The following is a 13731-nucleotide window of genomic DNA, read 5'->3' on the forward strand; positions in this document are numbered from 1 at the left end:
AATTTTATGTCAACCCAAAATGTGTGATATTACTGATTGAGCCGCATAAATTCTGTTTTTAGCCTGTTCTTGCACGAGACTTCTTTTGCCATCCAGGATTTCATCTGAAAGCTCTACATTTCTTCTTACTGGCAAGCAATGCATTACTTTGGCTTGTCCTGCAGATTTAAAATGTTCCTCAGTTAACATCCAAGAAGGATCTGTATTTATGATTTTCCCATAATCATTGAAGGCAGACCAGTTTTTGACATATACAAAATCAGCACCTTCCAATGCTTTTTGCTGGTTCATTTCTACAGTAGCTCCATGAGTAAAACTTTCATCGAGCTCATATCCCACAGGATGTGTAATGGTCAAATCATGACCGCATCCCAATGACCATTCGGAAAATGAGTTGGCTACAGCATGGGGAATGGCTTTGATGTGAGGTGCCCAAGTCAAAACAACTTTAGGCTTTTTATCTCCATTCCAGTTTTCCTGTATGGTCACCATATCTGCAAGACTTTGAAGTGGATGCCTTATGGCACTTTCCAAACTGATAACCGGAACGCCCGCATACTTCACAAATTGATTAAAAGTGAAATCTGCTAAGTCTTCATTTTTATTGGTCAAACTTGGAAATGCTCTTATGGCTAAAATATCAAAATAAGTGCCAAGCACTGCTGCCGCGTCTTTGACGTGTTCTACAGTTCCTTTGTTCATCACAGCTCCTTCATGCATCTCAAGTGCCCAACCTTCCTTGTCCATATTCATGACAATAGGTTCCATGCCTAAGTTTATGGCTGCAATTTGTGTGCTTGCTCGCGTTCGCAGAGAAGGGTTGAGAAAAATACAACCTATTCTCTTGCCTTCGCCCAGCGCTTTGTCTACTCTGGGGTTTGCTTTATAATACAAAGCCTTCTCAATAAGTGTATCGGCTAATGTTTTAGATTCAAATTTTGTAAAATGCTTCATTGATTTTTGTTGATTTCCGTCTCTGATTAAGAGGCTCAATTCAATATTTTCTTTAAACTATCCAAAAACGAAGATAGTTCATTCATTTTAATATTTAAAGGAGGTAGCAAACGAATGGTGTGTTTTCCTGCTGCTGACCCCGTAAATATTCTGTATTTCTTGACTAATTCAGAACGGACTGGTCCAGCTTCTCTGTCTAAATCTATACCTATCATCAGACCTTTTCCACGAATGTCTGATATTCCTGGTATTTGGCTGAGACCATGAATCAGAAATTCCCCCATCTTGGATGCATGATCCATAAGTTTGTCCTTTTCAATAACTTCCAAAACTCCTAATCCCGCAGCGCAAGCCAAATGGTTACCACCAAAAGTAGTTCCTAAAAGGCCATAGGAGGATTTGATGGATGGGTGAATAAGAACTCCCCCTATGGGGAATCCGTTACCCATTCCTTTTGCCATGGTGATGAGATCAGGCGTTAGACCATCTACCCATTGATGGGCAAAGAATCTTCCCGTCCTACCGTATCCGGATTGGACTTCATCAAGTATGAGTTTTACTCCATAGGACTTGCAGAGTCTTTCAAGCTCTTTAAGAAAGTCTGAAGAGGGCATATGAATTCCGCCTACTCCCTGTATGCCTTCGATAATGATTCCGGCAATATTGCCTTCTTTTAATTGCTTCTCCACAGCAATGCTATCACCGAAAGGTAAAATGTATACATCCTCTCGTTGGTTGCTTGGAGCAATAATTTTTGGGTTGTCAGTGAGTACTACAGCTCCGGAAGTTCGGCCATGAAAAGCACCTGAAAAACTGATGAACCCTGACTTGCCTGTGGCAAATGATGCAAGTTTTAGCGCATTTTCATTTGCTTCAGCACCTGAGTTGCAAAGAAAAAGCTGATAATCGTGAAGGCAAGAAAGGTCCCCCAGTTTATTAGACAACTCTTTTTGAAGGGGGATTTTGACAGAATTGGAATAAAAGGCTAAATGATCCAACTGGTCCTTGATTCTTTTGTTGAAATGGGGATTACTATGACCAATAGAAATAACCGCATGACCTCCATAAAGATCAAGGTAGGTATTGCCTTGTTCATCCCATATTGTAGCGCCTGCAGCCCGGACAGGAGTGACATCGATCAATGGATATACATCAAATAAATTCATTACCGTATTTAGAATGCTATACTTTTAAGATTTAACCCCGTTTTTTCGTCCAAGTCAAAAGCCAGATTGAAGTTTTGTACTGCCTGACCGGAAGCACCCTTCAGTAAGTTATCGATGGCACTATATATCACCAATTGATCTTTTTCTTTTTGTACATAGATCAGGCATTTGTTTGTATTAACGGCCTGCTTGAGATCTATTTCATTCTCCGAAACCAAAGCAAAAGGTGCATCTTTATAAAATTCCTTGTAAGCTTTTATAGCTTCTTCAGCTTGTCCGGCAAAAGGAAAATAAGCTGTAATCCAAATACCCCTCGAAAAATTACCCCGATATGGAACAAAGAGTAAATCCTTATTGAAATCTTCTTTGAGTTGGGAAAAAGTCTGCTTGATTTCTTTTAGGTGCTGATGGGTGAAAAGCTTATAAACTGATATGTTAGAAAGTCTATAGCTAAAATGACTAGTCTCAGATAACCCTTTTCCCGCACCCGTACTTCCTGTAATTCCTGAAACATGAATATTGTCTTTTACCCATCCTTTTGAAATAGCAGGTGCTAATGCCAATTGAATGCCTGTTGCAAAGCAACCTGGGTTCGCAATTTTTTTGGCAAGTTTGATTTTGTCTTTGTTGACTTCAGGAAGTCCGTAAACAAAACCATTACTTTCATCTCTGAAGTCTGTACTTAAATCGATGATGATTGTATCGGGATTAAAGTCGTGTTTTTCCAAAAACCCTTTGGTCTGACCATGAGGTAAGCCCAGAAAAACAGCATCGATTCCTTCTGTTTGTACTTCATTTGTAAAAACAAGATCAGTATCCCCCAAAAGATCAGGATGACTTTGGGTTACTTTTTTACCTTTTTGGCTATTGCTGTGTACATAAACCAATTCGCAATTGGGGTGGTGGACAAGAAGTCTTAAGAGTTCTCCCCCTGTGTACCCTGCTGCACCAATGATAGCGGTTCTAATTTTCATCCTGTTTGTTCACTTGGTGGAAAATTGCAGTTTGGTTTCCGAGAATTCGGGTAAATCCTTTAACATCTTCGGCTGTATAACCCTTATTCATTTCGCCATAGCTGCCAAACTTAGAAGCCATCAGATCATGTTCAGAATTTATACCTATCAATTGAAATCTGTAAGGATGGAGCATAACCTTTACAGTTCCTGAAACATATTCTTGTGTGCTGCTTAAAAATGCCTCTAGATTTCTCATTATTGGGTCTAAGTAATGTCCCTCATGAAGGTGATTGCCATAGAACTCAGCCATCTGATTTTTCCAAAATGTTTGCCACTTTGTCAAGGTATGCTTCTCAAGTAATTGATGAGCCTTGATTATGATAATGGGTGAAGCTGCTTCAAACCCTACACGCCCTTTGATGCCAATAATAGTATCTCCAACGTGTATATCTCTTCCAATACCAAAAGGTGCTGCCAATTCCTGAATTTTAAGAATAGCATCTACTGGATTTGAATAAGCTTTACCATTTACACTGGTCACTTCGCCTTTTTCAAAACCAATACTGATTTCCTCCGCTTCTGATTTACTGACCTGAGTAGGCCAAGCTTCCTCTGGAAGTGTCTGATCAGAGGTTAAGGTTTCTTTTCCTCCCACCGATGTACCCCAAATACCCTTATTGATGGAATACTTTGCTTTGTCAAAATTCATGGAAACTCCATGTTTTTTGAGGTACTCAATCTCCTCTTCGCGGCTAAGTTTGAGGTCGCGAATAGGGGTAATGATCTCTATGTCCGGAACGATTGTTTGGAAAATCATATCAAAACGTACTTGATCATTTCCTGCCCCAGTACTCCCGTGGGCTATGGATTTCGCACCGACTTTTTTAGCATATTCTGCTAGCGTTTTTGCTTGTAGTATTCGTTCAGCACTTACAGATAGGGGGTATGTCTGGTTTTTTAATACGTTACCAAATACCAAATATTTGATAACTTCATCATAATAGGTCGTGGTGACATCCAAAATTGTAAAAGAAGCGATCCCCAGCGTATTTGCCCTGTTTTCAACTTCGTTTAACTCCTCCTTTGAAAATCCTCCTGTGTTGATCAGTACCGCATGTACTTCGTATCCAAGATCTTTGGATAAATGAAGTGCACAAAAAGTTGTATCCAATCCTCCGCTGTATGCTAATACTATTTTTTTCATATGATTATAATTTCTCTTGATTGGCCATTAGCTATCCTGAATTCAGTGTCTGAAATATTTCCCTTTGCTTACTTCTTGGCAGTTAGGATTTATTTCATCTCTTCAATCTAATGACGGGTAAAAAGCTGGTTTAAAATAAATTTAAGGTTTTGTTTTTAGTCTTTTTGATATTTAATAAGATGTATTTCTTTAACCTTGTCCACCTTTCAAACAACCTGATGTTCTTTTTGAAATCATTCCGTAAGGCAAGTTCTTGTTTCTTTGGCTTTTTGTTAGGGTCATACAACATGGCTGTACAAAGGCAATTTGAACGGCTTTTACTTTTCAAAATCTCCACATTAACACAACTGTTGCAACCCTTCCAAAACTCCTCGTCATCAGTCAAGTCCTGATAAGAAACAGGTATATAGCCCAGTTCAGAATTGATTTTCATAACTGCAGGCCCGGTAGTAAGTCCAAATATTTTTGAATCCGGAAATTTTGTCTGGCTCAATTTGAATATTTCACTTTTGATTTGCGTTGCCAAGCCAAATTTTCTGAATTTGGGAGCTACGATCAGTCCGGAATTGGCTACAAATTTTCCATGACCCCAAGCTTCAATATAACAGAATCCAGCCCACTCTCCTGAGTTGGTAAGTGCGATTACTGCCTTACCTTCCTGCATTTTCATTTTAATGTATTCTGGAGACCTCTTAGCTATACCGGTTCCTCGGGCTTTGGCAGATTCAGCCATCTCTTCAGTGATGGTTTCGGCATATTTGATATGCTGTTCCGTAGCAGGTTTTATTATAAAGGAATAGTTTTCCATTTTTTCCAATCAGAAGAATTGAATTTTAGGCTCGGCGGCCTTTTGGTTTAAGAGAAGTAAGTGATTCGAATGTGCTATTGTAGGCCTCCCACGTAGGGCGCCTTGAAATAAAGAGGGACTAAGCCCTAAAGCTGTTCCTAAACCTCCTCAGTGGAGCCAAAAATGACATAGCAAAAGCAGAGCTTGCTCTCAAAGAAAATGGCGCTATGTTGGAAAGGGTTATCATTCTTACGTTTCTATACGCTCACAAATCTTGTAAGGATTGGAATAAAATGCAAACAATCATTTCATTTATTCCAAATAAATTCATTAAACGGTAAAGAATCTACATGTTTTTGCGATTTTCCGAAGAATTTTTTCAATAGATAGGCATATTTGCAGAATGAAAATTCAGTACGACATCAAAAATCAAGTGTTTAAGCAAGAGTCTTTAAAGCATTGACAAATAAATCAAGTTCCCTGGTAGTTGTATAAATATTGGGAGTGATCCGGCAGCCATGAACGCCAAAATTATCAATTCCTACTGTATAAATTCCAAAACGATCCATTAATGTATCCGCTAATTCTAAAGGATTGAGCTTGTCTAACCCTACGTTAGCGATTCCACAGGCGCGAGCAGGGTCTTTTGGTGTATTGACATTGATTCCCGGAATACCCCTGACTTGTTCAGTCCAGTAAGTTTGTAAATAGCGCAATCTTGCCTCTTTTCTTTGAGCACCAACCATATCATAATAATCCAAGGCATCATTGATTGCGAGAATGGTGGCCACCGGTTGCGTTCCAATGTGACTTATGTTTTTGACAGTCAGTTGATCAAGTTCATAGGGCGCCATCATAGGCCATATTTTTGATATTTTATCTTTTTTGACGTATAGCAAGCCAGCACCTAAGGGTACGCTGAGCCACTTATGTAGGCTGCATGCGTAATAGTCACAGCCAGTCTCGTCTATTTTGAAATCAAAATGTGCAATGCAATGCGCCCCGTCCAGCATCACTTCTACACCATGGGAATGGGCCATATCTATGATTTTCTTCACCGGTAAGATTTGTCCGGTGATGTTGATCATATGGGAAACCATAATTAATTTGGTGTTAGGTCTGATGGCATTTTCATAAATTTTTACGATTTCTTCGTCGGATTCTGGATGATTTGGGATATTCACTATCCTGTTGACTGTACCATGACGTCTGGAGGTTAACTCAAACATATTTTTTATACTTCCATAATCCTGAGCGGCATATATCGCTTCGTCTCCTTTTTCCCAAGGAAAACCAGAGATAATAATGTCTAAGGATTCAGTAGCATTTCTGGTTATAGCAACTTCTTCAGGACTTCCTCCAAAATGCTTAGCCAATTTGCTGACCATTTTGTCTTTGTTTTCCCATTGAACTGTCCTGAAATAATAAGAACCTTGATAATTTATTTCCTTTATATGTTTGATGTAATTCTCCAATGTTTGCTGTGGGACAAAACAATAATAGCCATTTTCCAAATTGATATAATCCGGTTTGAGACGGTAGCCTTCCCTTATTTTCATCCAAAAATCTTCATCGCTTGCCAAATCAACTGCTGGAATATCAGCGTAGGCATCAATTGTTTTGGCTAAAAGCTGGAATGAAGCTGTTGATGCGATGCCACTTAGAGCCAAGTTTTTTAAGAAAGTCCGTTTATTCATGACGAATTGTATTTTCCTTCAATTTGATAAAAAATATGGTAAAATGAAAAAATAACAAAAAAGTTGATTAAATTTGTCAACATAATATTTGTCAACATAATATGAAAACCCTTGCAATCGTACTTAAGGAGGCCAGAAAAGCATCAAACTTGGTGGTGAGAAGCCTTGCTCAGGCTTCCGGCATAGATGCTGCTTTGGTTTCTAAATTTGAAAAAGGACAAAGGTTGCCTACAGAAGACAACCTAAAGGCCCTCGCTGAAGTCCTTCATATTTCATTTGAAGAGCTTCGAAAAGTATGGCTTGCAGAAAAAGTGTACAAATTATTGGAGAATGAAGACCGTGCAATTGAAGTGCTGAGTCTTGCTGAATCCAGGGTTTCTTATCTCAGTAGCAAGCAAGCTTTGGTCATGCAGGGTCTTAGTGATGAAATCAGGGATAAGCTTCAAGAAATTGATAGGCTCAAACTCGAATGGCAATCTAAAAAGCCACTCAATGGACTACAGCTTCAAAAAATGAAGGAGTATTTCCATGTGGCTTATACTTTTGAGAGTAATAGGATTGAAGGGAATACCCTAAGCCTTCAGGAGACCCATTTGGTTGTCAATGAAGGGATAACCATAGGTGGGAAATCCATGAAAGAGCACCTTGAAGCCATCAATCATGCTGAGGCGATTTCTTATATGGAGTCATTGGTAAAGGATGAATTGGATTATAGTCCCAGGACCCTATCAGAATTGCATTACCTGATTTTAAAAGGTATTGACAAAGAAAATGCGGGAAAATACCGTAATGTACCAGTGATGATTTCAGGAAGCCAGCATAAGCCACCTCAGCCTTATTTGTTGGACAAAATGATGGAGGAATATTTTCAGCATTATGATGCCCAAAAAAAAGTTCTGCATCCAGTTATTCTAGCGGCAGAAATGCATGAAAGATTGGTGAGCATTCATCCGTTTATAGATGGCAATGGAAGAAGTAGCAGGTTGGTCATGAATTTAATTCTGCTCAAGCATGGCTATACCATTGCGAACCTTAAAGGTGACTTGGATTCAAGGATGACTTATTACAAAGCTTTGGAGGCGATACAAGTAGATAATAATCCTGAAATATTCTATCACTTAGTGGCTGATACAGTCATGCATTCCTTGCAAAGTCATCTTGAATTGACCTGATAATAGAACCGTTAATACAACAAAACTGTATTAACGGTTTTTTTCATAGAACAAACATCAATAGGAAAAATAAGGCCAGTATGATAGCCAACCATTGGTAAAGAGGGTTTCTTTTTGGAAATTCGAATTGACATATAGGACAGACATCAGCCTTGTCATCTACTTCCATTGCGCAAGAGGGGCATTCTTTCTTCTTCATTTTTTGAACCAAGCAGGATGATTTTTCATTGTATCTCTAAAGTAAACAATTAGCTTATGAAAATAGAAATATGGTCAGATATCATGTGTCCTTTTTGCTATATAGGCAAGAGGAGACTTGAATCAGCATTGAAAGAATTCGAATTTGCAGATCAAGTAGAGATTGAATGGAAAAGCTTTTTACTCAATCCTGATATGAAAACAGATCCTTCCAAAAGCACATTGGAATATTTGTCTGAAACCAAAGGCTGGTCTATGGAGCAAACCCGAGAAATTACCCAACAGGTAACGGAAATGGCAGAAATCGAAGGTTTGGAATACAGAATGGACAAAACAATTGTTGCCAATGCAAAAAATGCACATAGACTGCTTCAATTGGCCAAAAGTCTTGGTAAAGGAGGGGAGTTGAAAGAGAGGTTATTAAAAGCTTATTTTATTGAAGGTGCTAATATAGACGATCAGGAAACTTTGGTGACATTTGCGGAAGAAGTTGGAATCGAAAAAGAACAGGCATTGTCTTGTCTGAATTCAAATGAATTTGAAGATAAAGTAGATCAGGATATTTACGAATCCAGACAACTTGGCGTAAGGGGTGTTCCGTTTTTTGTTTTGGATAGAAAGCACGGAATTTCAGGAGCGCAGCCAAAAGAGGTATTTACGCAAACTCTTGAAAAAGCTTGGACAGAATATGTTAAGGAAAATCCGGTTTTGCAGTTTTCCGGATCTTCAAAGGAAGGCAATTCCTGCGATTCAGAGGGAAATTGCGACTGATCCAACTTTTCCCAATTAATAAATGTCTGAAAAGGCACAAAGGAGTCACTATTTTATTTTAGTGACTCCTTTGTGTTTTATTTTCATGAGGCTTTTATACCACCTTCAGGTATTACCAAACCCCTCTGGTTTTCATTTGAAGGGTGTACACAGATCCCATGGCTGTAATAAATAAGGTTTTTCTGTCAGTACCTCCAAAAACAACATTAGCAGTCCAGTTTTCCTCAATAGGGATATGGGCAATTTGCTTGCCTCGTGAGTTGAATACTGTAACACCTTTTCCTGTCAGGTAAACATTACCTCTGTTGTCTATTGCCATACCGTCAGAGCCCATTTCTGCAAAAAGTTCTCTATTTATAAGAAAACCGTCTTCAGTAATTTCGTAAACGTAAGTCTTATTGTCTCCGATATCAGCGACATAAAGCTTTTTACCGTCAGGGGTACCCACTACACCGTTTGGCTTGACGAGATTTTCATCTACGCGGATAAACTGCATTTTATCAGGGCTCAAAAAATAGAGGTGCTCTCCATCTTGTTGCATTTCGGGATCTCTTTCCCAATAATCTCTTTTGTAAAGTGGGTCAGTGATGTATATACCACCATAAGGAGAAATCCATAAGTCATTCGGGCCATTCAGTAAATTCCCTTTGTAATTTTCTATCAAAACCTTGACGTCTCCTTTGTCATTGATTGACCATAATTGATTTTTTTCGTCTGCACAGACAATGAGGTTACTTTCCCTATCAAAATACATTCCATTAGCCCTTCCTGCATCTTCCATGAATACACTCATCTCAAATCGAGTTGCTGACCATCGGATAATTTGGTTGTTGGGTTGATCGGTAAAATATACGTCGCCGTTACGGTGAACGGCAGGACCTTCAGTGAAACTATATCCATCACCGATTTTTACCGGTTCTGCATTTTTTGCAGCGACTTTACTATACGTGCTTTTTTGAGCATAGCTAGTGTCTATCACAAGAGTACCCAAAAGGGTTAAGAGGAATAAGCTTTTTTTAAACATGTTGGTCAATTATATTAGGTCGTTAGGAACTCTGACCACAACGGAAAATGGTCAGATATTCTGAATGAAAGTTGGCTAATGGTCAAAGGTCTATTGACAAGCACCAAATCTCTGAAATCAAATACACCCCCTTGGGCATATTTCATGCAAATATTTTTATCGAACCAGGCAATCTGATCATAGAAGGAATAAGTTTTTTTGAAAACTGTCCTATCTATATTCTGCAAATCATCAGGGACATGTAAGCCTGTAGATACAAAAGCATCATACGTTGGATCTCCTTTTCTTACGATATTGAAATCTCCAAGGGTAATTAAACTGTGGTTCCAGGAAGCCAAATCACCAGACCACTTTTTGATCCATTCTGCAATGGCTTTGATTTCTGCTATACGATCTGCCGGTTTTCTCCCAAATAAAACATGTAGCGTCAACAAAACAAAGGTATTTTTGGCTACTTGGAAACTTACTCCATAAGGGGTACGAGCAAACTGTCGTTGTAATGCATCAGGATTTATGGCTCTATTTTTCTTTAGGACATCATCTGGTATGACTATTTCACAAGCAAGACCCGAAAGTTTTACTTTTCTGTTATCAAATATAAAGCCTAATCTTTCATCATTCCCTGGATTTCCTGCAGTGACATCAGTCATCAGGAAACTCCAGTCAGGACCAAGAAGCTTCATGGTTTCCCTTAAAGCCTTAATATTCCCCCTGATTTCTTGAACAGCAATAATATCAAATCTTTTGATGATTTCGACAATACAGAGCAGGGAATGTCCATCTCTTTTGGGTGATTGGTTATCACCTGCCTCCCAAGCCATGGTAAGGTTACCGAAAACCCGGATATTCCAGGTACATATCAGTACATTTCTATCCAGTTTTTTTGGAGGGATTTCATGGTCTAGTGCATCTTTTAATAATTTAAGCTCCTGAAGGATTTCTTTTGGTGGGTTATGTAGGTCTATAGACATGATAAAAAAAGTTTAGCATGGAGGGATAGTTTGAATTTTGGAAAGGCTGATTATTTTTGAGGAAATACAATATAACCCTTAATGAGCAAAACAGCCCCTACGCAGAAGACCTTTTTGGATAGATTTTTGGATTTTATTGAAAAGGCAGGAAATAAATTACCAGATCCAGCGATATTGTTTTTGATATTGATGCTGATTACCTGGGTAATGTCAGCCTTACTTTCACCTATAGATTTTGGAGCTGTAGATCCCCGGTCAGGTGCTGAGTTGAGGGTACAAAATCTGCTGACGGGCACCCAATTCGCAAACTTTCTGGGTAATATGACTGGAGTATTTATTAATTTTCCTCCTTTGGGTGTAGTCTTATTGGCAATGCTAGGTGTAGGGGTTGCGGAGCACTCCGGCTTTATCAATGCTGGCTTGAAATTTTTATTGGGTATTACCCCTAAGATGCTGTTGACACCTATCCTCACTTTGGTAGCCATTGTCAGCCATACAGCTGCAGATGCCGGATATGTATTGGTAATCCCCCTGGGGGGAGTAATATTTTATGCTGCAGGAAGACATCCTTTGGCGGGAATTGCCGCAGCTTTTGCGGGCGTATCAGGTGGTTTCAGTGCAAATTTTATTCCTTCAAGTATAGACCCACTCATACAGAGCTTTACCCAGTCTGCTGCACAAATCATAGATTCAGACATTACTTTAAACCCGCTTAATAATATTTTCTTTACCGGTCTTTCCAGTATCGTCGTGATAACTGTGGTATGGTATCTCACTGATAAGGTGATTGAGCCCCGATTAAATAAAAATGTAGCTGTAGACGAGAATATAGAGGATATTCCAAAAATGGAAACTCTCAATATGCGTGAAAAAAGGTCTTTTTGGGCAGCTTTTATGGTTATGATGGTTTGTATCATCCTGTTGGTTTTGTGGGCTATTCCAAATGATTCCGCCTTGAGGGATTCTGAAGGCGAAATCACTTCCTTTGGTGCACCATTGATGAAATCTATTGTACCCCTTATTTTCATTTTATTTTGGATTCCCGGAGTGGCCTACGGGTTTCTCAGCGGTACCTATAAAAGTGCCCAAGATATGGTACAATCCATGAGTAAAGCCATGGGAAGCATGGCATATTATATTGTCATGGCTTTTTTCTGCGCATTATTTATTGATGCTTTTGGGAAATCCAATATTGGTGCTTTAACAGCTCTAAAAGGTGCAGATGTACTTCAAGCCATGCAATTGCCTGCACAGATTACAATAGTAGGGATTGTGATTCTAACAGCATTTGTAAATCTTTTGGTAGGTTCGGCATCTGCCAAATGGGCACTGATCAGTCCTATTTTTGTACCCATGTTGATGCAGTTGGGGATATCTCCGGACCTTACCCAAGCAGCCTACAGGGTAGGGGATTCTGTTTCCAATATCATTACGCCTCTGCTTCCTTATTTTCCATTAATTGTGGTATTCTGTCAGCGGTATGTCAAATCCACAGGGATTGGGACTTTGGTTTCAATTATGCTACCCTATTCTCTGGTGCTTTTGGTAGTATGGTCTCTGTTTTTATTGTTGTATTGGACATTGGGAATTCCGCTTGGTTTACAGTCGACTTATGAATATTATATGATTGCACCTTGATGATTTGACGAAAATAAGCGTAGAAAAATGCTTGGATTATAGTCATTAGTTGGTTCTTTCCATCACTAAAACCAGTTTTTTAAGATCATGAGAATAGGCCATGCGGCTGATATCCTGGTAACCTTCAACTTTAATGTAACCGGCGGATTGCCAGTCCTGCTTGTTGGCTTTTCGGAAAAACAATTCATTTCCTTTCCCCATCAGGAGTAGGTTTTTATTCAACCATATAAAATCTTCCTCTCCAGGGATGCTGTAGCCATAATTAAAGCTCCGCTGTTTTTCTATGTCAAAACCTTTGATAGCAAATACCTTTTGGCCATTAATCTCTTTACTGTCATTTTTGTCCAAATAGGTGATGATACTGCTCTTGGGTTTCTTTTTTACAGTTCTACCTACGTTTTGACTTATATTCAGGATATTTTCCTTTGCAAATGGGTAGATCAAGGTATTGGGTTGTCCCAGTACAAACATGGCAGCCCGATTATCATACCAATCGTAATAACCAACGGGCTCAATATCGTCATACAGTAGCTCAGGCTCTCCAAAGTTGGTAGGATACAGCCAAAGTCTTTGTTTTCCGTCTTTTTCAACAGTTACAGCGGAAACGTACAAACCACAATCTGTAATTGCCGGGGAAAACTCATTCAGGTCGGGAGTTTTAGTCAGGTTAGTGAATTTACCGGAACTGAAAGTATATATTATAATATCATGATTACCTTTTTCATCTGCTGCTGAAAATGCCATCTGCTTTTCATTTATAAAATTTGGCTGATTGTCATAAAGATTTCGATCTGTGATTTTTTGTTCCGTACCTATTTCAAGTTTTAGCTTGCTACCAGTAGCTTTTGCATCCAAGGCGATCAAGTCTGTAGCTGACTGAGCAATGCAAATTGAAAATGAGGAGATTAGAGTAAGAAGACAGAAGAAGAGTGTTTTATACATGTATCTATTTCTATTTTTAAAACCTATTGGCTTAATATAGGTTAGCAAACTGTGGATAAATTGAAATTATATCAATCGAGAAATATGGATGCACTTCGTAACGAAGGTGATCCTTTAGCTGATGCTGCTGTATTGGATTTGTACAAAAAACCTGAATTTGCAGATTTGATCAATACTTTCATCCAAATGCCTACACCAGAAGAATTGGCATTATTCCCCAACTCTGTGCAAAAATACTTCCAAAGCTTTGC

The 13731-nt window shown here is 38.9% G+C and carries 13 protein-coding genes and 1 pseudogene; 4 read left to right on the top strand and 10 right to left on the bottom strand.

The window, feature by feature from the left end; translation table 11 throughout:
* Window positions 1-9: 9 nt before the first annotated feature.
* The 6 genes from EA341_RS09375 to EA341_RS09400 form a co-directional block, all read right to left on the bottom strand.
* Window positions 10-954 (bottom strand): acetylornithine carbamoyltransferase, encoded by a 945-nt coding sequence (locus EA341_RS09375; RefSeq protein ID WP_293013334.1) that lies wholly within the window; start codon window positions 952-954, stop codon window positions 10-12.
* 35 nt (window positions 955-989) lie between these two features.
* Window positions 990-2120 carry an aminotransferase class III-fold pyridoxal phosphate-dependent enzyme gene (locus EA341_RS09380; RefSeq protein ID WP_293013336.1) on the bottom strand — a complete coding sequence of 377 codons (1131 nt, stop codon included), beginning with the start codon at window positions 2118-2120 and terminating at the stop codon, window positions 990-992.
* An 8-nt stretch (window positions 2121-2128) separates the two neighbouring features.
* Window positions 2129-3094 carry an N-acetyl-gamma-glutamyl-phosphate reductase gene (gene argC / locus EA341_RS09385; protein WP_293013339.1) on the bottom strand — a complete coding sequence of 322 codons (966 nt, stop codon included), beginning with the start codon at window positions 3092-3094 and terminating at the stop codon, window positions 2129-2131.
* Window positions 3084-4280 carry an argininosuccinate synthase gene (gene argG / locus EA341_RS09390; protein ID WP_293013342.1) on the bottom strand — a complete coding sequence of 399 codons (1197 nt, stop codon included), beginning with the start codon at window positions 4278-4280 and terminating at the stop codon, window positions 3084-3086. The genes argC and argG overlap by 11 nt, the downstream gene beginning before the upstream one ends.
* Window positions 4281-4410: 130 nt before the next feature.
* Window positions 4411-5088, bottom strand: coding sequence for a GNAT family N-acetyltransferase (locus EA341_RS09395; RefSeq protein ID WP_293013344.1), 678 nt, complete (start codon window positions 5086-5088; stop codon window positions 4411-4413).
* Window positions 5089-5504: 416 nt separating this feature from the next.
* Window positions 5505-6764 carry an aminotransferase class V-fold PLP-dependent enzyme gene (locus tag EA341_RS09400; protein ID WP_293013346.1) on the bottom strand — a complete coding sequence of 420 codons (1260 nt, stop codon included), beginning with the start codon at window positions 6762-6764 and terminating at the stop codon, window positions 5505-5507.
* A gap of 101 nt (window positions 6765-6865) precedes the next feature.
* Here EA341_RS09400 and EA341_RS09405 point away from each other — a divergent pair, with 101 nt between their 5' ends.
* Window positions 6866-7936, top strand: coding sequence for a Fic family protein (locus EA341_RS09405; protein ID WP_293013348.1), 1071 nt, complete (start codon window positions 6866-6868; stop codon window positions 7934-7936).
* A 43-nt stretch (window positions 7937-7979) separates the two neighbouring features.
* On the opposite strand, the gene EA341_RS09410 is transcribed toward EA341_RS09405, so the two are convergent.
* Window positions 7980-8135: a hypothetical protein gene (locus tag EA341_RS09410; protein WP_293013350.1), complete on the bottom strand. Its 156-nt coding sequence runs from the start codon at window positions 8133-8135 to the stop codon at window positions 7980-7982.
* A 56-nt stretch (window positions 8136-8191) separates the two neighbouring features.
* On the opposite strand from EA341_RS09410, the gene EA341_RS09415 reads away from it, so the two are divergent.
* The gene (locus EA341_RS09415; RefSeq protein ID WP_293013352.1) at window positions 8192-8905 is read left to right on the top strand and encodes a DsbA family oxidoreductase; all 714 of its coding nucleotides are present in this window, start codon (window positions 8192-8194) and stop codon (window positions 8903-8905) included.
* A gap of 112 nt (window positions 8906-9017) precedes the next feature.
* On the opposite strand, the gene EA341_RS09420 is transcribed toward EA341_RS09415, so the two are convergent.
* Together EA341_RS09420 and EA341_RS09425 are read right to left on the bottom strand one after the other, a co-directional pair.
* Complete coding sequence (locus tag EA341_RS09420; RefSeq protein WP_293013354.1) at window positions 9018-9929, bottom strand: SMP-30/gluconolactonase/LRE family protein; 912 nt, start codon at window positions 9927-9929, stop codon at window positions 9018-9020.
* A gap of 14 nt (window positions 9930-9943) precedes the next feature.
* Window positions 9944-10900: an endonuclease/exonuclease/phosphatase family protein gene (locus tag EA341_RS09425; RefSeq protein WP_293013356.1), complete on the bottom strand. Its 957-nt coding sequence runs from the start codon at window positions 10898-10900 to the stop codon at window positions 9944-9946.
* Between the two features lie 81 nt (window positions 10901-10981).
* Between EA341_RS09425 and EA341_RS09430 the strand changes: the two genes are divergently transcribed.
* Window positions 10982-12538, top strand: coding sequence for an AbgT family transporter (locus tag EA341_RS09430; RefSeq protein ID WP_293013359.1), 1557 nt, complete (start codon window positions 10982-10984; stop codon window positions 12536-12538).
* Between the two features lie 45 nt (window positions 12539-12583).
* On the opposite strand, the gene EA341_RS09435 is transcribed toward EA341_RS09430, so the two are convergent.
* A complete protein-coding gene (locus tag EA341_RS09435) occupies window positions 12584-13480 on the bottom strand; it encodes a hypothetical protein (protein WP_293013361.1) in 897 nt (298 codons plus the stop codon).
* Window positions 13481-13540: 60 nt separating this feature from the next.
* Here EA341_RS09435 and EA341_RS09440 point away from each other — a divergent pair.
* A pseudogene (locus EA341_RS09440) lies at window positions 13541-13731 on the top strand (hypothetical protein); the annotation flags it as partial.

The sequence above is a fragment of the Mongoliibacter sp. genome, from assembly GCF_007692705.1.
Lineage (GTDB): Bacteria > Bacteroidota > Bacteroidia > Cytophagales > Cyclobacteriaceae > Mongoliibacter.